This is a genomic window from Robiginitalea myxolifaciens (assembly GCF_900115205.1).
In the GTDB taxonomy this organism is placed as follows: Bacteria; Bacteroidota; Bacteroidia; order Flavobacteriales; family Flavobacteriaceae; genus Robiginitalea; species Robiginitalea myxolifaciens.
In genome coordinates this window covers 903,050-922,352 of sequence record NZ_FOYQ01000002.1, presented here as the reverse complement: position 1 = coordinate 922,352, position 19,303 = coordinate 903,050, and the positions used below count along the sequence as shown (strand labels likewise).

General features: G+C 48.5%; 20 protein-coding genes. 10 read left to right on the top strand and 10 right to left on the bottom strand.

Annotated features, from left to right (window positions below; all coding sequences use genetic code 11):
• Positions 1–32: 32 nt before the first annotated feature.
• Positions 33–1,616, bottom strand: coding sequence for a helix-turn-helix domain-containing protein (locus tag BM318_RS12140; protein WP_245759827.1), 1,584 nt, complete (start codon positions 1,614–1,616; stop codon positions 33–35).
• Between the two features lie 324 nt (positions 1,617–1,940).
• Positions 1,941–2,813: a formyltetrahydrofolate deformylase gene (gene purU, locus BM318_RS12135; RefSeq protein WP_092982856.1), complete on the bottom strand. Its 873-nt coding sequence runs from the start codon at positions 2,811–2,813 to the stop codon at positions 1,941–1,943.
• Between the two features lie 123 nt (positions 2,814–2,936).
• Between purU and BM318_RS12130 the strand changes: the two genes are divergently transcribed.
• The gene (locus tag BM318_RS12130; RefSeq protein WP_092982855.1) at positions 2,937–6,386 is read left to right on the top strand and encodes a methylmalonyl-CoA mutase family protein; all 3,450 of its coding nucleotides are present in this window, start codon (positions 2,937–2,939) and stop codon (positions 6,384–6,386) included.
• A 9-nt stretch (positions 6,387–6,395) separates the two neighbouring features.
• Here the strand turns inward: BM318_RS12130 and BM318_RS12125 are convergent, their stop codons facing one another.
• Positions 6,396–6,683 (bottom strand): hypothetical protein, encoded by a 288-nt coding sequence (locus BM318_RS12125; RefSeq protein WP_245759826.1) that lies wholly within the window; start codon positions 6,681–6,683, stop codon positions 6,396–6,398.
• 231 nt (positions 6,684–6,914) lie between these two features.
• On the opposite strand from BM318_RS12125, the gene BM318_RS12120 reads away from it, so the two are divergent.
• Genes BM318_RS12120 through BM318_RS12110 form a run of 3 tightly spaced genes read left to right on the top strand, consistent with a single transcriptional unit; the run spans position 6,915 to position 9,522 of the window.
• Positions 6,915–7,349 carry an Lrp/AsnC family transcriptional regulator gene (locus BM318_RS12120; protein ID WP_092982853.1) on the top strand — a complete coding sequence of 145 codons (435 nt, stop codon included), beginning with the start codon at positions 6,915–6,917 and terminating at the stop codon, positions 7,347–7,349.
• 33 nt (positions 7,350–7,382) lie between these two features.
• The gene (locus tag BM318_RS12115; RefSeq protein ID WP_092982852.1) at positions 7,383–8,828 is read left to right on the top strand and encodes an alpha/beta hydrolase family protein; all 1,446 of its coding nucleotides are present in this window, start codon (positions 7,383–7,385) and stop codon (positions 8,826–8,828) included.
• Between the two features lie 10 nt (positions 8,829–8,838).
• Positions 8,839–9,522 (top strand): DUF1684 domain-containing protein, encoded by a 684-nt coding sequence (locus BM318_RS12110; RefSeq protein ID WP_092982851.1) that lies wholly within the window; start codon positions 8,839–8,841, stop codon positions 9,520–9,522.
• 83 nt (positions 9,523–9,605) lie between these two features.
• Here BM318_RS12110 and BM318_RS12105 read toward each other — a convergent pair whose 3' ends face one another.
• The 6 genes from BM318_RS12105 to BM318_RS12080 all read right to left on the bottom strand — a co-directional run bounded on the left by BM318_RS12105 (position 9,606) and on the right by BM318_RS12080 (position 13,684).
• Positions 9,606–10,655, bottom strand: a complete 1,050-nt coding sequence (locus BM318_RS12105; RefSeq protein WP_092982850.1) for a porin — start codon at positions 10,653–10,655, stop codon at positions 9,606–9,608.
• 107 nt (positions 10,656–10,762) lie between these two features.
• Positions 10,763–12,007, bottom strand: a complete 1,245-nt coding sequence (locus tag BM318_RS12100) for an ammonium transporter (RefSeq protein WP_092982849.1) — start codon at positions 12,005–12,007, stop codon at positions 10,763–10,765.
• Between the two features lie 29 nt (positions 12,008–12,036).
• Positions 12,037–12,375, bottom strand: a complete 339-nt coding sequence (locus tag BM318_RS12095) for a P-II family nitrogen regulator (protein WP_092982848.1) — start codon at positions 12,373–12,375, stop codon at positions 12,037–12,039.
• A gap of 315 nt (positions 12,376–12,690) precedes the next feature.
• On the bottom strand, positions 12,691–13,062 hold the full coding sequence (gene crcB, locus BM318_RS12090) for a fluoride efflux transporter CrcB (protein WP_092982847.1): 372 nt from the start codon (positions 13,060–13,062) through the stop codon (positions 12,691–12,693).
• 113 nt (positions 13,063–13,175) lie between these two features.
• Positions 13,176–13,379 (bottom strand): hypothetical protein, encoded by a 204-nt coding sequence (locus tag BM318_RS12085; protein ID WP_092982846.1) that lies wholly within the window; start codon positions 13,377–13,379, stop codon positions 13,176–13,178.
• A gap of 116 nt (positions 13,380–13,495) precedes the next feature.
• Positions 13,496–13,684 (bottom strand): hypothetical protein, encoded by a 189-nt coding sequence (locus BM318_RS12080; RefSeq protein ID WP_092983523.1) that lies wholly within the window; start codon positions 13,682–13,684, stop codon positions 13,496–13,498.
• Between the two features lie 41 nt (positions 13,685–13,725).
• Between BM318_RS12080 and BM318_RS12075 the strand changes: the two genes are divergently transcribed.
• Positions 13,726–14,112: a pyrophosphohydrolase domain-containing protein gene (locus tag BM318_RS12075; protein ID WP_092982845.1), complete on the top strand. Its 387-nt coding sequence runs from the start codon at positions 13,726–13,728 to the stop codon at positions 14,110–14,112.
• Here the strand turns inward: BM318_RS12075 and BM318_RS12070 are convergent.
• A complete protein-coding gene (locus BM318_RS12070; RefSeq protein ID WP_092982844.1) occupies positions 14,109–15,176 on the bottom strand; it encodes a branched-chain amino acid aminotransferase in 1,068 nt (355 codons plus the stop codon). The genes BM318_RS12075 and BM318_RS12070 overlap by 4 nt on opposite strands.
• 70 nt (positions 15,177–15,246) lie before the next feature.
• Here BM318_RS12070 and BM318_RS12065 point away from each other — a divergent pair, with 70 nt between their 5' ends.
• From BM318_RS12065 to dnaJ, 5 genes are all read left to right on the top strand, one after another.
• Positions 15,247–15,768, top strand: a complete 522-nt coding sequence (locus tag BM318_RS12065) for a DUF4920 domain-containing protein (protein WP_177218309.1) — start codon at positions 15,247–15,249, stop codon at positions 15,766–15,768.
• A gap of 18 nt (positions 15,769–15,786) precedes the next feature.
• The gene (gene mnmD / locus BM318_RS12060) at positions 15,787–16,452 is read left to right on the top strand and encodes a tRNA (5-methylaminomethyl-2-thiouridine)(34)-methyltransferase MnmC2 (protein ID WP_092982842.1); all 666 of its coding nucleotides are present in this window, start codon (positions 15,787–15,789) and stop codon (positions 16,450–16,452) included.
• 39 nt (positions 16,453–16,491) lie between these two features.
• Complete coding sequence (locus BM318_RS12055) at positions 16,492–17,406, top strand: TIGR01777 family oxidoreductase (RefSeq protein ID WP_092982841.1); 915 nt, start codon at positions 16,492–16,494, stop codon at positions 17,404–17,406.
• Positions 17,407–17,501: 95 nt separating this feature from the next.
• Positions 17,502–18,083 (top strand): nucleotide exchange factor GrpE, encoded by a 582-nt coding sequence (locus BM318_RS12050; protein ID WP_092982840.1) that lies wholly within the window; start codon positions 17,502–17,504, stop codon positions 18,081–18,083.
• 3 nt (positions 18,084–18,086) lie between these two features.
• Positions 18,087–19,202: a molecular chaperone DnaJ gene (dnaJ, locus tag BM318_RS12045; RefSeq protein ID WP_092982839.1), complete on the top strand. Its 1,116-nt coding sequence runs from the start codon at positions 18,087–18,089 to the stop codon at positions 19,200–19,202.
• Positions 19,203–19,303: the final 101 nt, after the last annotated feature.

Below are 19,303 nucleotides of genomic sequence, written 5' to 3'. Positions count from 1 at the left end.
CCTTATCAACGTTTACGGACGCCGATTAATGTTTACGCCCGCTTTACTTCGAGTTTGGCAGCGCGTTCCTGGAAGGCACTGGGGGTAAGTCCCGTGTCCTTTTTGAAGGCCTTGTTGAAGGAGACCTTGTTGTTGTAACCAACCTCGTAAACGATGTCGATAATCTGAAGATTTCCCTGGGGATCGTTACGCAGTAATTCCTTGGCTTCCGCAATACGATAGGTATTGATCAACTCGTGAAAGCTCACTTTAAAGTGTTCGTTAATCACCTGGGAGGTATTGTGCCGGGTGGTGTCCAGCAAGTCTGCCAACCGGTCCAGGTTCAGGTCATTTTCCCGGTATATTTTTTCTTGTTCGAATAATTTGGTCAGTTGATCTCGCAACTCTTTTGAGAAACTGGGGGTCAGGCCTGATTTCTTGTACTTGGAAAAGAGTAAGGGTTGGAATGCCAGGGTAGATCCAAAAACTTCTGGTTTCAGACTGGCAAAGTACCCTACATAAAGTACCATCAATGCCATACTGATTACCTGGGCATGATAAAAGGGGCCGGAATTGATCCGGTAAATGATAAGTCCGCCGTAGATAGCATAACAAATAATGTAGGCAACATGGATGCGGTAGATGTTTTGCTCCCAATGGGTTCTGGGTGGCTGTTTGGCACTACCGACAATCTGCGGGAAATGCCGCCGGATCAACCATCCGTAAATAACCAGGGAGGTCAGTTTAAGGGAGACGATAAGTACCAGGTTAGCCGAGTCGGACGGGTTTAAGCCATCCCGGTACCGGCTGAGCATCAAATCCAGCTTTTCGGCTGCTGAAAGACCGTAAATCGGAATTAAATAGCCCAGGAGGATCAGGGTGGGAACCAAATGCAGCAGATCCCTTACTTTGAAAGTATATCCCTGGGCGGACCGCTTGAAATAAAAGTATAACAGGGGGCCGTACAGAAAAGAAAATACCGTTGAGCTCAGGTAGGAATGGGGGATTTCGTATTGATAGTTCGATACAGCCAGGGCTATATGCAGTATAAAAATAGAGTGGATAAAGACAAAGCCTCCGATAAGCAGGCGACCCCCTAATTCTGCTTTCCGCTGAAAACAGATTACCGACACAATGAAAATTCCGATTAGTCCTATATAGATGTACAAATAGGACCAGAAGGAGTGCTCGGGTAAATAGGCCTCCACTACTTCCTGAAATGCTGCTTCATTTCGGATAGGGTCAAAATTCCTATCGGCAAGGACCTCAGGGCGAAATTCCCAATTCAGGTACTGGGTCACAAAATTAGTAGCCGCTTCGGCTTTACCTTCCTGGGCCAGGAGAAAAGCCATTTGACGGGAAGCGTGAATCTTTTGAGAAGTTTCACCAAAATCCAGCATACGCTGATAATACGCCACTGCGTCGGCTGTGGGTTCTTGTAGTAAGGTATCTTTTAGGGATAGTTGCCCGGGGTTTTCCTGGATCGGTTGAAAGGCGAGATCGAGATCCGGAGTGTAAAATTCCGATTCTGTAATGCGCTCTGCAACAAGTGATTGAGGGCTTAGCAAAAGAAAGAGGCACCAGCTCCATAGGAACAAGACCGAACCAGGCCCCGATATGATATTGCTGCGCCTCATAGATTTGATTGATGAATTAGCTCCCTTGAAATTAAAGATAATTGCTATGTGATTTCTTAAAAAAGTCTTAAAGGAAGTAAGTCCCGATCAACTTTTACTCCGGGACAGTAGGGAATAAACGTAAAAAACCCCGCATCCTGGGGATGTGGGGTTTTTCAAACTAACTAACTCAAAAATACTAACTCAAATAATGCGGATACAAAAACTTTTAATTCCTGCCGCTTTGAATGGTAACGCAGCTTTACAATCGTTTAGTATCTAACAACTTAGATTTTTTCGAAATTATCCCTGCAGCCTGCAGGAAACATGCAAAATTCCCTGGTTTCAGGCAAAAACCACAGTGCGATTATCGTACACCAGGGTTTTGTGTTGTAAATGTAGGAGAACGGCCCGTGCCAGAACTATTTTTTCCAGATCCCGTCCTTTTGCAATAAAATCAGGAATGCTGTGGCTATGGGAAACCGGACTCACATCCTGGGCAATAATAGGACCTTCGTCCAGGTCTTCGGTAACGTAATGACTCGTAGCTCCGATAATTTTTACCCCGCGCCTGAAGGCCGCGTGATAGGGTTTTGCACCAGCAAAAGCGGGCAGGAACGAGTGGTGGATATTGATAATCTTATTGGTGAACTCCCCGATTAGACCCGGTCCGATAATTTGCATGTAGCGCGCAAGGACTACCAGGTCAATGTCGTGTTCTTTAAGCAGGCTCAGTTGCCTGGCCTCGGCTTCTGCTTTGTTCTCCTTATTTACGGGAATATGGTAATAGGGAATACCAAATTGTTCTGCAATGGGTCTGCAGTCGTCATGATTGCTAAGGATAAAGGGAATCTCGGTATGCAGTTCCCCGGTTTCGTACCTGCCAAGTAGGTCGTAGAGGCAGTGGTTGTATTTGGACACAAAAATCGCCATTCGGGTTTTGGAGGCCTCGCGATGTATGGTCCAGTCCATTCCAAATTGCCGGGCGCAGGTAGAAGTGAAATCTTCCTCCAGGGACTTCAGAAAAGATCCTTCCGTATCATCTCCATACTGATCGCGGGCAAATTCGGCCTGGAGTCTCATGAAGAAAACCCCGGCTTGTTTGTCTACATGCTGGTCCAGGTACACAATGTTCCCTCCCTGGCTATGAAAGAAACCGGTTACCGCACTAATAATGCCCGGGGCATCCGGACAGTGAATGAGTAGTGTTAAAATCACGGCAATAAAAATAGCAGATTGCCAGTGGACTTGACCGATATCGTGTTATTTTTGTAGCATCCGCAAAAGAAGTGGATTTCTATTACGTTTTCTTTAAAAACCAGAACCTATCCAGGCCGGCCAATGAAAGCACCTGAATCGTACAAACCCAAGAACAAGGTCCGTATCGTAACTGCGGCCTCCCTTTTTGATGGACATGATGCCGCAATCAACATTATGCGGCGGATTATTCAGGCAACCGGCGTTGAGGTGATCCACCTGGGTCACGACCGCAGTGTTGCTGAGGTGGTTGACTGTGCTATTCAGGAGGATGCCAATGCTATCGCGATGACTTCCTATCAGGGGGGGCATAACGAATACTTCCGCTACATGCACGATTTGCTGCTGGAGCGGAACGCCGGACATATAAAGATCTTTGGCGGCGGTGGTGGAGTTATCCTGCCCGAAGAAATCGAGGCCTTGATGGACTATGGGATTGAGCGGATTTACTCCCCCGATGATGGCCGGGAGATGGGGCTTCAGGGAATGATCAATGATTTAGTGAGCCGGGCCGATTATCCGGTTGCCGAGGTGCCTTTCCCAGAACAGACGGCACTGGACCAGGCCATGAAGCAAAAAGACCCGCAGGTCCTGGCCCGCTTGATTTCCATTGCAGAAAATACCCCTGAAGTATTTGAAGGACTGCGGGATAAGCTGGGTAAACCCGAAAAACCAGCGCCTGTCCTGGGAATCACCGGGACTGGTGGTGCAGGTAAAAGCAGCCTTGTCGATGAGTTGGTGCGCCGATTCCTTCGCGATTACCCTGAAAAGAGCATAGGAATCATATCGGTAGATCCCTCCAAAAGAAAAACAGGTGGTGCGCTCCTGGGAGATCGCATTCGCATGAATGCCATACATCATCCCAAGGTGTATATGCGTTCCCTGGCTACCCGACAATCAAACCTGGCCCTTTCGCGATATGTACAGGAGGCTGTAGAAGTGCTTAAGGCGGCAGGATTTGACCTGATCATTCTCGAAACCTCGGGAATCGGGCAGTCCGATACGGAAATCCTTGAACATTCCGATCGTTCCCTGTATGTGATGACCCCGGAATTCGGGGCAGCTACCCAGCTCGAGAAAATCGATATGCTGGATTTTGCCGATCTGGTGGCGATCAATAAATTCGACAAGCGCGGGGCTCAGGATGCCTTGCGGGACGTGCGCAAGCAATATCAGAGAAATCACGGACTTTGGGATGCTAAAGCAGAGGAGTTGCCCGTAATGGGAACGATTGCCTCCCAGTTCAATGATCCCGGGATGAATCAGTTATATGCGGCGATCTTTGAGATGCTTCGCCAAGATGGACTGGACTGGGCGGGAAAATCCCAATCAGATCCCCAGGGTAATTCCGAGAAGCTATTTATTATTCCTCCTGCACGTACCCGATACCTCTCTGAAATTGCCGAGAACAACCGTAGCTACGACCGTATTTCGCGGGAACAGGCAATGGTGGCGGATTCCCTCTATGGGTATTTCAGAAGTCTTTGCTCCCTTACTGGTTTGGATGGGCAATCGCAGGATTTAATTGGAAGCGACGGGATCAATCGCAAGGCATTCCAGCAGGCCATACCCGCTGATCATACCCAGGCAGGAACGGCCTTGTTGGAGCTCTTTGAAGAAAAGCGAAAAGACCTCAATCCCCATTACTGGGATCTCATTTGCCAATGGCCGGAACTGCATAATCGGTATAAGAACCCGGAATTCGTTTACCAGGTCAGGGGGAAAGACATTCGGGTGGCTACCCATACGGAAAGCCTCAGCCATCAACAAATTCCGCGTGTTGCCTTACCGAAATACAGTAGCTGGGGCGATCTGCTGCATTGGATATTGCAGGAGAACCTCCCGGGTCATTTCCCATATACGGCTGGAATCTATCCCTTCAAGCGCAAAGGAGAAGATCCAACGCGGATGTTTGCCGGAGAAGGGGGTCCCGAACGCACCAATCGACGCTTCCATTATGTAAGCCTGGAAATGCCGGCCAAACGGCTGTCTACAGCCTTTGATTCCGTTACCCTTTACGGACAGGATCCGGGACATCGGCCTGATATCTATGGTAAAATTGGCAATGCCGGAGTTTCGGTCTGCTGCCTGGACGATGCCAAAAAGCTTTACAGCGGTTTTGACCTGTGCGATCCGATGACTTCTGTGAGCATGACTATCAACGGCCCGGCGCCCATGTTGTTGGGATATTTCCTCAATGCCGCGATAGACCAGCAGTGCGAGCGATTTATTCGGGAGCAGGGCTTGGAAAAAGAAGTTGAGAAGCGCATTTCGGACTACTTCAAAGAACGCGGGGTACAACGTCCGGTTTATCAGGGCGAATTGCCACAGGGCAATGACGGCCTGGGCTTGATGCTTCTCGGGATAACGGGAGACCAGGTTCTTCCTGCAGAAGATTACCAGCGGATAGTCAAGCAGACGCTCAGACAGGTACGCGGAACGGTACAAGCCGATATCCTCAAAGAGGACCAGGCCCAGAACACCTGCATTTTCTCAACGGAGTTTGCATTGCGCCTCATGGGAGACGTACAGGAATATTTTATTGAGCAAGAGGTTAGAAACTTCTACTCTGTTTCTATTTCGGGCTATCATATCGCCGAAGCCGGTGCCAATCCCATTACCCAACTGGCCTTTACCCTGGCCAATGGGTTTACCTATGTGGAATACTACCTGAGCCGCGGGATGGATGTGAATAAATTCGGCCCGAATCTCAGCTTTTTCTTCTCCAACGGGATTGATCCGGAATACGCCGTTATTGGCCGGGTAGCCCGGAGGATTTGGGCTAAGGCGCTTCGGGACAAATACGGAGCAGACCCCAGGGCACAAATGCTCAAATATCATATTCAGACTTCCGGGCGCAGCCTGCATGCCCAGGAGATAGATTTCAATGATATCCGAACCACGCTTCAGGCGCTCTATGCGATTTACGATAACTGCAATTCCCTGCACACCAATGCCTATGACGAGGCGATTACCACACCTACGGAAGAATCTGTGCGCAGGGCCATGGCTATTCAGTTGATCATTAACAAGGAACTTGGGCTGGCCAAAAACGAAAATCCGTTGCAAGGCTCCTTCATTATCGACGAGCTTACCGATTTGGTAGAGGAGGCGGTCCTGCAGGAATTTGACCGGATTACCGAACGGGGAGGCGTGCTGGGCGCTATGGAGACCATGTACCAGCGATCGCGTATTCAGGAGGAAAGCTTGCATTACGAAACCCTGAAACACAATGGGGAGTATCCGATCATTGGAGTAAATACCTTCCTGAATTCCAAGGGTTCGCCAACAATCTTACCGGCGGAAGTAATTCGCGCTACGGAGGACGAGAAAAAGCAACAGATCGCTACGTTGGAACGGGTACATCAACAACACCAACCGGAAGCTCAAACCGAGCTCGACCGCTTGCGCAAAGCAGCCACGGAAAATGAAAATTTATTCACGGTGCTCATGGAGGTATGCAAGACCTGTAGTTTGGGTCAGATTACCCAGGCGCTCTTCGAAGTCGGGGGACAGTACCGCAGAAATATGTAATCGAAAGCCTTAGCGCAATACGCTTTTTCGCCACTTCTTGAAAGCTACGCGGAAGATGCGAACCTCCCGACGCAATAACTCGAGGTATTCGCGTTCACGGATCCCGTCCATCTCCAGTCCTTTGACATAAGCGTTGAGGTTACGCGTAATCACTCCGATGAATTGGACACGTTGCTCGCGAATGGCCAGGCTGGACGAATTTTCTGCTTCAGCAATTTGCTCTGGAATTAAGGTGGCGTCGGTCAGCAGACAATCTGCCAGTTGATCTCTATGGCTCAGGGAATTCCGCAGGCTCATCAGATCCTTATTGTAACTAACAAAAGCAGCTAACTCACTACTCAGAGTACGTAGTGAGAGCGCTTGCCGGTACACCGGCAGTCTATTTAGCCGAGGTGAAGACATGATTCAATAGCAATTTCAATAAAGATACTTCATTCCAGAGGGTAATACGTTTTGTAAAAAAAGGTAAATAATGTATTTTGCTTATTAAAATAAAGTAGTTATTAATTATTGCTTTAATTATAGCGAATGGATGCCTTAAATCGAAAAATACTAGGTGCTTTGCAACGAAATGCACGCATCTCCTTTACCGCGCTGGGACAGCTGGTAGGCCTCACTCCGCCTGCCGTCGCGGAGCGGGTTAAGCGACTGGAGGACAGTGGGGTTATTGAAGGTTACTGGACGCAGATTTCGCATCAGAAAAGCGGCTATCAACTCAAGGCCATAATTACCCTGAAGGCATTTATGGGTAAGCTAAAACCCTTCCTGGAACAGGTAACTACATTAGAAGAAGTAGTCAATTGTTACCGGATAACCGGGAACGAAAATATTATCATGGAAGTAGTACTTCGGGACCAATCCCACTTGGAGGAATTCATAGATCAATTGATTCGATATGGAGAGACCCGAACCCATATTATTCTGTCCGAAGTAATTTCTAACGCACCGATTAAGGCAGTTTGACATTTTTGGCCGAATTTTTGATACCTTAATGGTATGAGAATAGTTTTATTGATTGTACTGGTATGTTGCTCCACATTATTAACCAGTGCCCAAGAACTACAGCTGACCAAAGGCCGGGTCCTGGAAGACCTGGCATTGCAGGACTCTGTAGGCAGTCGTATGCTGCTATACTTACCCACTAACTTTGATGTGGCCCGTAAATGGCCCGTGCTGTTCCTTACCACTCAGGAGGGGTCGGCATCGCAAAGTTTGCGGTTTATGGCCGGGGCGGCCGAACGCGAAGGCTATATTCTCGCCGCCAATGCTGCCCTGCTCGATACCTTGCCACTAACCCAAAAGGTCTTATATGTAGCAGGGAGCCTCGACAAATTAAAGGAAATACTCCCTGTGGATACCCGCCAGATCTATGTTGGCGGACTGCGGGCCAACGCCGAACTTGCCCAGATTTTACCCAGTCTCGTCCAGGGGATTCGGGGAGTACTTGCGCTGTCATCGGCCCCGCCAAACCCTGAATTGCTCTCCCTGCGTTCTTCCTTTCACTATGTTGGCGTGGTACATCGCGGGGACCACCACTACCTGCCTACGGTGGCCTCAGAGATTTCGCTGCGAGAAAAGCGAATTCCTTATTACCTGCGCTACTTTGAAAGTGACCTGGAATTACCCGGGGAGGACCTGATCGCTGAAAGTTTGGCTGTGTTGCGGGTAATGGCCATGAAAGGAGGCCATATTGCCCAGGATTCTGCGTATATCCGAAAGACCTATGAGCGGGTTCTGACCCAAGTAAGCGTGGAGCAGAAACAGGAAGCATTTATTGTTTCGGAGGCACTCGCCGATATGGGGGGAGAACTCTTTGATGATCTATTGCCAACAACGGGATTAAATGCTGCCCGGACTGCGGTCCGGCGATCCGATGGTTTCCGTTCTCAGCGTCGGGAGCTGCGGAACCTCAAGTTGAAGGAGCAGATTTTAAGCGATGATTTTGTCTATTATTTGGAGGAGGACATTCTCCGGTTTAACCTGGATAATTTGGGCTGGTGGCGCTATCAAATTCAGGCGATAGAGGGATTCAAAAAAAGTGATGAGCACGAGGAGCGCCTGATGGGTAAACGATTGCATTCCTATATCGATGCCCTCATTGAGGATTATGAAACCCTTGCGTTTGCAGCCAAACCTGTAGATGAAGATGCCCTGATTCTCCTGGGCATGTTGCGAACCCTCAGTCACCCAACGGCGTCGGAAGGTTATTTACGGGTCATTTCCCTGACATCCAAATACAATGATTACGGGACAGCCTTATTTTATCTGGAAGAACTTCTGAAAACGGGTTATCGCGATAAGCAAAAACTCTACGATCTGGAGCATACGGCCTTGTTGCGGATTGGACCTGAATTCAACGCCCTTATTGAAAAGTACCTGAACGATCCGCGTTATGAAGTTCCCGAAAATCCCGATGAAGGCGGATTCTGGCCAGGCTATTGATTTTTCGACAATGAGAAGCACTATTTTTTCGCCGAAAGTATATCTCGGCACTTGTCTTTTATTTCTCGTGTTTTTGGGTTCCTGCCGGGATGGCAAGCGCTACCACAGCGAGGCAGAAGTAACAGCGACAACCCGTGCCGATGAAAATAAGGTTGCGGTGGTTGGGTTGAAAGCAATCCTGGCGCATCAGGAAGAGCTCAATGCAGAATTTAGTGACCCGGAGACCTCGCCGCTTTCCCAGGAAGAACTCCGCAAGTTCGATGGATTACCCTTTTTTAGTCCGGACACGACTTATCAGGTGTGGGCTAGACTTGAACGCAGCCCGCAGGCATTGCCTTTTGATATGCCTACCACTACCGAGCGGATGGCAAGGGAACGCCGCTATGGTGTATTGAAATTTAATTTGAATGGCGAATCGTTCCAACTGGAAGTATACCAGAGTCCCGACCTGATGCTGCAGGAGGGAATGGAAGATTACCTTTTCCTTCCCTTTACTGATCGAACGAATGGGGAAACCACCTATGAAGGCGGTCGCTACATGGATCTTCGAATTCCTTCCGGGGATTCGCTGCTCCTTGATTTTAACCGGGCCTACAATCCGTATTGCGCTTACAATGTGAAGTATTCCTGCCCCATAGTCCCGCAAGTTAACCACCTGGATACCGAAGTACAGGCCGGAGTGCGCTACTATTAAAAACGAAAACCCCCGGTGCAAATGCACCAGGGGCTTTCTCCATTAACCAAACGAAACAAATGGAAGCGCGCAATTACGCGCTTTTAGAAAGAATATACTGCGGCCAGCAGGAAAGATGCCAGGCTCTTAGTTGGAGCTAAATCAGTATCGATAAAGGCATCATCCGAGGCGCTGTCTAATCGCAATTCGGGTTTGATAAGCAGGTCGCCGATAGTGGCGCTCCCGGTCAGGGTCAGGGCCAGTACGCTGGAATCCTCAACCCCGGTGCCGATAGCTCCGAAATCTCCGGTTTCAGCGAAATATTCTCCACGAAGCCCAAGGGAGAAGGTTTCGGAAACGCTGTACTGTGGGTATAGCGCTACCCCTGCAAACCCCAGGTCGTCATTGTCGAAATAGGCGGCATTGATCCCGAGGAAAAATTCCTCTGTAACATCAAATCCTCCTGTATAATCGATTTCAAAACCGCCCTGGCTGTAAAGGAAATTCAGGAACTGTCCGGAATATCCAAGCTGGGCACCAACGGCGTAATCTCCAGTAGGGTTGAACTCGGTCAAATCCGTAGGATTCATTACTGCAACCATCGCAGACCAGTCGCTTCCCAGATCAAAATCGGCTTTTATACCGGTATGGGAGAAGGGTCCGTAGGAGAACAGATAGGAGGTACTGTAGTTGAAATTGGCAGCCGGTGAGATTACCTCATACCCCAGGAAGGTGTTGAAGTTACCAAAGGTCAGGGTTACATCGTCTGAAACATTCCAATACATGTACAATTGGTTTACAATATTTCCAGTTCCGAAGGCACTGGTCATTGGGGAGGCAAATACAGCGTCCTCGCCACGTGGACCAAATACGAGGTCGGCAACAAATCCAACCTTTTCGCCTTCATAGGAGGCAATTACATTGGCCATACCCAGGGCAAAGCCTGGCAGGTTCGCAAAAGAGGAACCCGGAGCAATGGCTTCTTCATCGTTGGGAGCGCCGATATTTGTTCGGAAATAGGCATCGACAGTCCCGCTGATTGCGAATTTCTTTTCTTCGGCTTCTTCCTCCTGGGCGCTCAAAGCAAAAGAGCTAAGGGAAAGCGCGGAAATAAGGAGAAATTTTAAGTACTTTGAATTATTAATCAGTTTCATAAGCTACAGTTTTGGCTTCCGCTTAAGGAAGCAGGTTTTAGTCTTAGTCGAGTTAATTGATTATGTAGAACGGAGCGTTCCGCCAAACGCTCCGTTCGTTTGTTTTCTTAGTGCTGGTTCATACGGAAGTCCGCATAAGCGTCCATTCCATGTTCGTGTAAGTCCAGTCCTTCCACTTCTTCCTCTTTGCTGACGCGGATACCCACAGTCTTTTTGAGTGCGATGAGGATCAGGAAAGCGGTTATGATACAGAATACCCCAGCGGCGCCAACACCGGCAAGCTGATACAGGAACTGATCCATTCCGGCTTTATCTCCGAAGATCCCAACAGCGAGAGTACCCCAGATTCCACAGATAAGGTGAACAGTTACTGCTCCAACCGGGTCGTCGAGGCGAATGCGGTCGATCAGGGCAACCCCACCTACTATGATTGCTCCGGCGATAAGTCCAATAATAATAGCTTCAAAAGGCGACATCAGGTCAGCTCCGGCTGTGATTCCTACCAGACCACCCAGGATTCCGTTGAGGAACATGGTCAGGTCGTAATTCTTGTAGGCAATCGACGAAACAATAAAGGAACCAACCCCACCTGCTGCGGCAGCCAGACATGTGGTTACCAATACCAAAGAGGTCAGGGCAGGGTCCGCAGAAAGCACGGAACCTCCGTTGAATCCAAACCAGCCCAGCCACAGTATAAGTACCCCAGCGGTTGCCAGTGGAATATTGTGACCCGGGATTGCCTTGGGTTTTCCATCCTCTCCGAATTTCCCGACACGTGCACCGAGTAACCAGATAGCGATCAGGGCTCCCCATCCTCCTACAGAGTGAACCAGGGTAGATCCTGCAAAGTCGTAGAATCCGGCTTCATCGCCACCCAGGGTAGAAAGGAAACCACCACCCCATTGCCAGGAACCTACGATTGGGTATACCAGGCCAACATACAGGATGGTAAAGGCCATGAACGGGCCAATTTTGATACGCTCTGCTACTGCTCCCGATACGATGGTAGCCGCTGTGGCTGCGAACATCCCCTGGAAGAGGAAGTCGGTCCAGTACGTATATCCGCCATCTGCGTATTCGGGGGTGAGGCCGGCAGCATCCGTACCGATCCCGAATCCGGCAAACCCGAAGTATCCGTTGAATTCTCCAGGGTACATCAGGTTAAACCCTCCGATGTAATAGAGCAGGAGGCCCACGGTGATGATGAAGATATTCTTAAAGAGTATGTTGATGGTGTTTTTCTGCCGGGTCAGTCCAATTTCGAGAAAGGCAAAACCGGCATGCATGAAGAACACCAGCGCGGTGCACACCATCATCCATACGTTGTTAGCTGTAAATAATCCAGTATCCATAATTAATTTCTTTAGTCTTTTGAGTTGGGTTAGTTGATTCCGGCGTGTCCGCTTTCTTTGGTGCGGATTCGGTACGCCTCTTGCATCTCGGAGACGAAAATTTTACCATCGCCTACATTTCCTGTTGAGGCAGTCTCCAACAGCGTATTCACAGTTTTTTCTAAAAAGTCATCTGAGATTACGATTACCAGGTACCTGCGCTGAATGTCCGAGGTACTGTAGGAGATGCCGCGATAGACATGGCCTTGTTTTTCATTTCCAACACCGGTGACATCCCAGTAGCTGAAGAAGTTCACCTCTATCTGATGAAGCGCCTTCTTGACTTCATCAAATTTGGATTTCCGAATGATTGCTTCCACTTTTTTCATGGGTAAAGTTTATTTGTTGATCGGGCCAAATATATATGTATTTGAAAACACCCCTAAAAAATGAGGGGGTCATTGCGACATTTTTATCAGTATCACAAAATGACCCCCAAAAAATTTAGGGTGATGGATTTATATCCGTATTATTTTGAGGATATGTTGAATTGTTTTAGGCAAAAAGCCCAAAATGCTGAAGAAAAAGCATCAAATCCCGGGAGTTCAATGCGAAATTGTTAATAAAGACCCAGAATTGTTGATAAAAGTTTCAGATATCACAAGGCGCAGTCAGAAAAACATTACGCCGGCTTCAAATGCGGTTTAAAAGGATCGCATGAGCCAAATCCCGCAAAGAACTGCGAGTATTCCAAGGACCACGCTAAGTAAGGTGTAGCCAATAAAGGGTAGGTAACTGCCTTCTTTTATGAGTAGAAATAATTCAAGTCCAAAAGCAGAGAACGTGGTGAATCCGCCACAGAATCCGGTGGCAAGTAGGGCGGTATATGTGGCAGCCATCGTTTGATTCTTCAGACTCCAGCCAAAGACCAAACCAATGAGCAAGCACCCCAGGATATTGACCAGGAAGGTACCCAGGTAAAAGTTTTCGAAGATTGGATTTAATGATTTACCGATCCAGTAGCGCAGGCCGCTACCGAGTCCCCCACCGACAATAACGAGAATAACTTCTTTCATAGATAATCATACGCGATTACTACGGCTAAAGCTAATAAAAAGCATTAAGGTATGTAGGTAATAAGGGTGTTAGTGCGGAGAATTATCCGCCCATCTGGGAGAATTCCGGTGCCCTAAACCGCATTTCGAAGCTCAGAATCCGTTGTGTTTAAGGGGTAAATTTTAGGACTGCGAGCAGTTCCTGAGTCAGGATTTCCGAAGAAGAGATCCAGGCTCAAATTAAATTTACCACTGCGATAAACCAGGGAATTACTGAGGAATAAAAGCAGGGCGTTGAGGCCGACAAGAGCAAAAAATACGATAAGGAATGTGACCATCAATCAGAGTTGTTTAATCGTATAACGCAAAAGTACGTGTTTTCTTATACTATACGTTAAACGATTCCTCCAAAGACGATCTAAACGTGATTTTTATGAGCTTCGCAATTTTCCTATTAATTTTTTAGGAAATACTTGAGTAGTAGCAGAATTATTAAGAAACTGATAAAGGCCAGAAGTACTTTTAGAACCCCTTTATATTGTTTTCTTTGCCATCCCCGGTCGCGGCGATACATCAGGGTAATGACTACAATAAATACCAGGGCAAAAATTGCCCCAAAAACCATTTGTCCGGTGGTTAGCATCTTAATATTTTTGAACAAAACTAACGCAATCTGTTCGGAACATGAAAAGTAAAATTGATGCGGTCGCCGCATTCCATACCGCCTTTGGCCTGGGAATTCTCCAGGAACCCACAGCTAATCTGGGGGTGTCAAAAAATACACTGCGATTTAAACTGATGCAGGAGGAAAACGAAGAGTACCTGGAAGCAGCCAATGAAGGGGACCTGGTAGAAGTGGCCGATGCGTTAGGCGATATGTTATACATATTATGTGGTACCATCCTCGAACACGGGATGCAGTACAAAATCGAAGAAGTTTTCGAAGAGATTCAGCGCAGTAATATGAGCAAGCTGGGGCCAGACGGTAAACCCATCTATCGGGAAGATGGTAAAGTATTGAAAGGACCCGAGTACTTTCCACCAAACATTCCAGCTATCCTAAATTCTTAAGAGACGGGATACCTCCACCCAAAAGGATCTTCTGATCGATTGTACTGAATGTCGGTAATGCGCTTTTTAAAGAAGGTTGCGTAACTATCGGCTACTTCCGGAAGATCAAAACGTTCGTCGCGATAACCATACCCGCTGATCGGGGAAACAACTGCAGCTGTCCCTGCGCCAAACATCTCCTTTAGCTGGCCTTTTTTGGAAGCCTCTACGATCTCGCTGACGCTTATTTTGCGAACTTCAGTAGGAATTCCTTCCGCTTCGGCTAACTCGAGAATACTTTTCCGGGTAATACCGTCCAGGATCCGATCGCTGGTTGGGCTGGTAAGTAAGGTGTCTCCAATACGCACAAAGATATTCATAGCGCCGGCCTCCTCTATGTACTCATGCGTGTTATCGTCTGTCCAGATCACCTGCTGAAAGCCAGCTTCTTTGGCCAGTTGCGTAGGATAGAATTGTCCTGCGTAATTTCCACCCGCCTTAGCATATCCCACACCTCCGTTGGCAGCCCGGCTGTATTTTTCCTCAATGCGCACATGGACCTCCCCGGCAAAATAAGCTCCCGAAGGCGCCGTGGCAATAACAAAAGTGTAGCGGTCCGAAGGCGAGGCGTGAAAGCCATTCCCGGAAGCGAATAAAAATGGACGAATATAGAGGGAACTCCCGGCAACCGTGGGAATCCAATCACTATCGGTACGCAACAGGGTTTTTAACCCTTCCATAAAAATGGCCTCAGGCAGCTCAGGAATCATTAGGCGGGAAGCAGACTTGTTTAACCGGCGCTGATTTTCCAGCGGGCGAAATAACCATACCTGTCCTTCCTTATCCTTGTAGGCCTTCATGCCCTCAAAAACTTCCTGCCCGTAGTGGAATACCTTGGCGGCAGGTTCAAGACTCAGCGGACCGTAGGGTACTACCCGCGCATCCTGCCATGCCCCGTCGTAATAATCTGCCAAAAACATATGGTCCGAAAAGACGCTTCCAAAGGGAAGATTATTGAAATCGACTTCCGGAAGTCGGGACTGATTAGTCCGTGTAATGGGTATTTCCAATGCAGAAACTTTCATAGGCCTGTTTTACGGGGTAAAATTACGCAAAATTCCTGACCTTTGCACTTGGAATAATCGATCATATCTCATGAAAAAATTAGTGTTTTTAAGTTTGGCAGTACTCGTTTTGGCAGGGTGCAAGGATAAGGCTGAAACCCCGGAAGTTGCGCAGGAACCAGAAGTTGCTGAGCAGGAATTTATCTATGGAGAACGCCCGGACGCGGAGTCTGTACTCCTGGCGACACAACTTCACGATAATTTTAAGGAGATTCAACTCGCCGATACACTACAAACCGCGTTCAAAGCCGAAGTGCTGGAGGTTTGTCAATCCAAAGGATGTTGGATGCGCCTGGCTTTACCGGAAGGGGAAGCGGTAATGGTTCGCTTCAAGGATTATGGTTTTTTCGTTCCCAAGGATTTAGCGGGGAGTGAGGTTTTGGTTCAGGGTCGTGCGTTTATTTCTGAAGTTTCCGAAGAAGATCGCAGGCACCTTGCCGAAGATGGTGGAGCTACCGCTGAGGAAATTAGCGAAATCCAGGGAACGGCCCGGGAATATGGATTTGAGGCCAGTGGCGTCCAGGTACTGGAATATGCTGGCGAAACGCCTTAATCCGTTTAACCTTTAATCATGAAAAGGGAGGTTATACGAACAGCCGATGGTTCACCTTCCCTGAGGATTTCACAGTGGGATGAATCCTATCATTCTATTCATGGCGCCGTACAGGAATCCCTGCATGTTTTCATTCGTATGGGGTTGGAATACCTACCATTTGGTAACAATCTCAACATCCTGGAAATGGGATTTGGTACAGGCCTCAACGCCTTGTTGACCGCTATCCACCCTCAAGTGGAAGGCAAAGCGATTCGCTACACCGGCCTTGAGGCTTTCCCCCTGTCCGCCGACGAATGGCAGCCGTTGGACTATCCCAGCCAGGTCGAACATCCGAAGGCCAACCGAATTTACGAGCAACTTCATCGAAGTGCCTGGGGTATGTTCAATGAAATCACCCCGGGTTTTGAGTTGCGCAAACTCCAGGTAGATGTTCGGGAGTTTGAGCCGACGGAAGCCTTTGATCTTATTTATTACGACGCATTCGGAGCCCGGGTACAGCCAGAATTGTGGACAGCAGCCATTTTTGAAACGATGTACAGGGCGCTTCGGCCAGGTGGTGTTCTGGTTACCTATGCAGCCAAAGGCAGTGTGCGCCGGGCCATGCAGGAGGTAGGATTTCAGGTGGAACGCCTCCCGGGACCCCCGGGGAAGCGCGAAATGTTGCGTGCAAGCAAGCCATAAGCAGCCCGGGATTCGCTAAAATTCCGGTATCTTCGCGCTATGTCAAAAAAGGTTCTCATCACAGGAGCTACCGGTCTGATCGGGAGCGAGCTAAGCAGGCAATTGCTCCAGGCCGGCACCCGGGTAAATTACCTCACCCGCAATCCGGATAAAATCAGGGATACTGAAGATTATATGGGTTTTCGCTGGAATCCGGCGAAGGGGCAGCTCGATGAAGATGCTCTTCAGGGAGTAAGTACCATTATTAACCTGGCCGGCGCCTCTATATCGTTGCCGTGGACAAAATCCAATAAAGAACTAATCGTGCAAAGCAGGCAGGACAGTCTCCGAACCCTGTATAGCGCCTTGGAAGCAAAAAAACAACACGAAGTTACCCATCTGATTTCCGCATCGGCCATTGGGTTGTATCCGGATTCCCTCGACACCCTGTACACCGAAGACATGAACCAGGGAGACCATAGCTTTCTGAGCACTACGGTCCAGGTTTGGGAGCAAGAGGCCCTGAAGTTTACAGCTTTGGGACTTAAAACTTCGCTAGTGCGTATCGGTCTTGTTTTGTCGGAAAAAGGAGGTGCCCTGCCACAACTGATCCGCCCCATACGCTTTTACGCCGGAGCCGCATTAGGTTCTGGGGAGCAATGGCAATCGTGGATCCATCTTCAGGATATTGCGGCAACTTTCCGATTCTGTCAGGAGCATGACCTCGAGGGAATCTACAACGCGGTGGCGCCGAATCCGGTGAGTAATGCGGTCCTGACCAAGGCGGCCGCAAAAGTTCTGAAAAAGCCATTATGGCTTCCCAACGTACCTGGTTTTGTGCTGAAAACTGCACTTGGGGAGCGGTCGCAGTTGGTTTTGGGGAGTCAGCGGGTTAGTTCGCAAAAAATCCAGGAAGCCGGTTTTACTTTTACCTATCCAAACCTTATGCCTGCCCTGGAAGATTTATTGACCTGAGCAGGACTTTTTTGGTGACATTTTGACATTATTATAGAAATGGCAGTAATTTTGCCCGTTCTAAATCGCTTTGTAAAGCGAAATTGAGATAAGAAATGACAGAGAATACTGAGAAGCCTACAAGTCCCGAGCAGGAGACCGCAACAGGAGATAACCAAGCCGAAACTCAGGAGGTAAATTCAGGAGATAACCCTGTGGCCGCTGAGGAAACCGTAGTGGAAGAGCGTTCGGAACTGGAGTTAGCCCAGGAGGCCCTGGCGGTCGAAAAGGATAAGTTCCTGCGCTTGTTTGCAGAGTTTGAGAATTACAAACGGCGCACCAACAAAGAGCGCATGGAGCTGTTCAAGACAGCTGGGCAGGAAGTAATCGTGGCCCTTTTGCCTGTGATGGACGATTTTGATCGTGCCCTCAAAGAATTGGAACGCAATGGCGATGACGATCTGTTCAAAGGGGTGGAGCTCATCCGAAACAAATTTTCTGACACCCTGAAAAACAAGGGGCTGGCCCATATAGAAGTAGGGCAGGGGGATGCCTTTGATGCCGAACTTCACGAGGCCGTAACCCAAATTCCTGCGCCGAATAAAAAGCTTAAAGGAAAAATTGTAGACGTTATCGAAAAAGGATATCGACTCGGAGACCGGATTATCCGGCATCCTAAAGTAGTCGTTGGAAACTAAATCATGAAGCAGGATTACTACGAAATACTAGGAGTTAGTAAAGGAGCGACTGCAGCCGAGATCAAGAAAGCCTATCGCAGGAAAGCGATTGAGTTCCACCCTGATAAGAACCCTGGCGATGCCAAGGCGGAGGAGAACTTTAAAAAAGCTGCGGAGGCCTACGAGGTCTTAAGCGACCCGGATAAGAAAGCCCGTTATGACCAGTACGGCCATGCCGCCTTTGAAGGTGGTGGCTTTGGCGGTGGCGGCGGCATGAATATGGAAGATATCTTTAGCCAGTTTGGAGATATTTTCGGAGGGGCCTTTGGTGGCGGATTCAGTGGTTTCGGAGGATTTGGTGGTGGTCAGCGCACCGTTAAGGGGAGCAACATGCGTATTCGCGTTACCCTGAATCTGGAAGAAGTAGCTGAGGGCGTTGAGAAAAAGGTCAAAGTAAAACGCAAGGTACAGGCGCCTGGAGTGACTTACAAAACCTGCGGTACCTGTGGAGGTCGCGGGCAGGTTACCAAGATAACCAATACCATCCTGGGACGTATGCAAACCGCCGCAACGTGTCAAACCTGTGGGGGTAGTGGTAAAACCATTGACTCCCGTCCGCCGGAAGCAGATGCTCAGGGCATGATTGTCAAAGAGGAAACGGTTGCTATCAAAATACCACCTGGGGTAGAAAGCGGGATGCAACTCAAGGTTTCCGGCAAAGGAAATGAGGCGCCCGGAGATGGAATTCCAGGGGATTTACTCGTAGCCATAGAAACTAAAGAGCATCCCAGTCTTAAAAGGGAAGGAGACAACCTGCACTACGACCTGTATATAAGTGTTCCAGAGGCAGTACTGGGTACTTCCAAGGAAATCGATACTGTGGGTGGAAAGGTTCGTATAAAGCTCGAAGCCGGCATACAATCCGGTAAAATTTTACGCTTGCGCAACAAGGGGATCAAAAGCCTGAATGGCTATGGAAGCGGCGACCTTTTGGTACATGTCAATGTCTGGACCCCGAAGGACCTGTCCAAGGAACAGCAGGAATTTTTCGAGCGCATGCTCGACGATGAGAAGTTCACGCCCAAACCAGAAAAATCCGACAAGTCCTTTTTTGAAAAAGTGAAGGATATGTTCTCCTAACGAATAAATCAGGCCCATTTAAAATAAAAATGTATATTTGATTTAATATTGGGACTCCAATATTAATTTTCTTTTTCATAGCAATTTTTTCCCATCCCCGA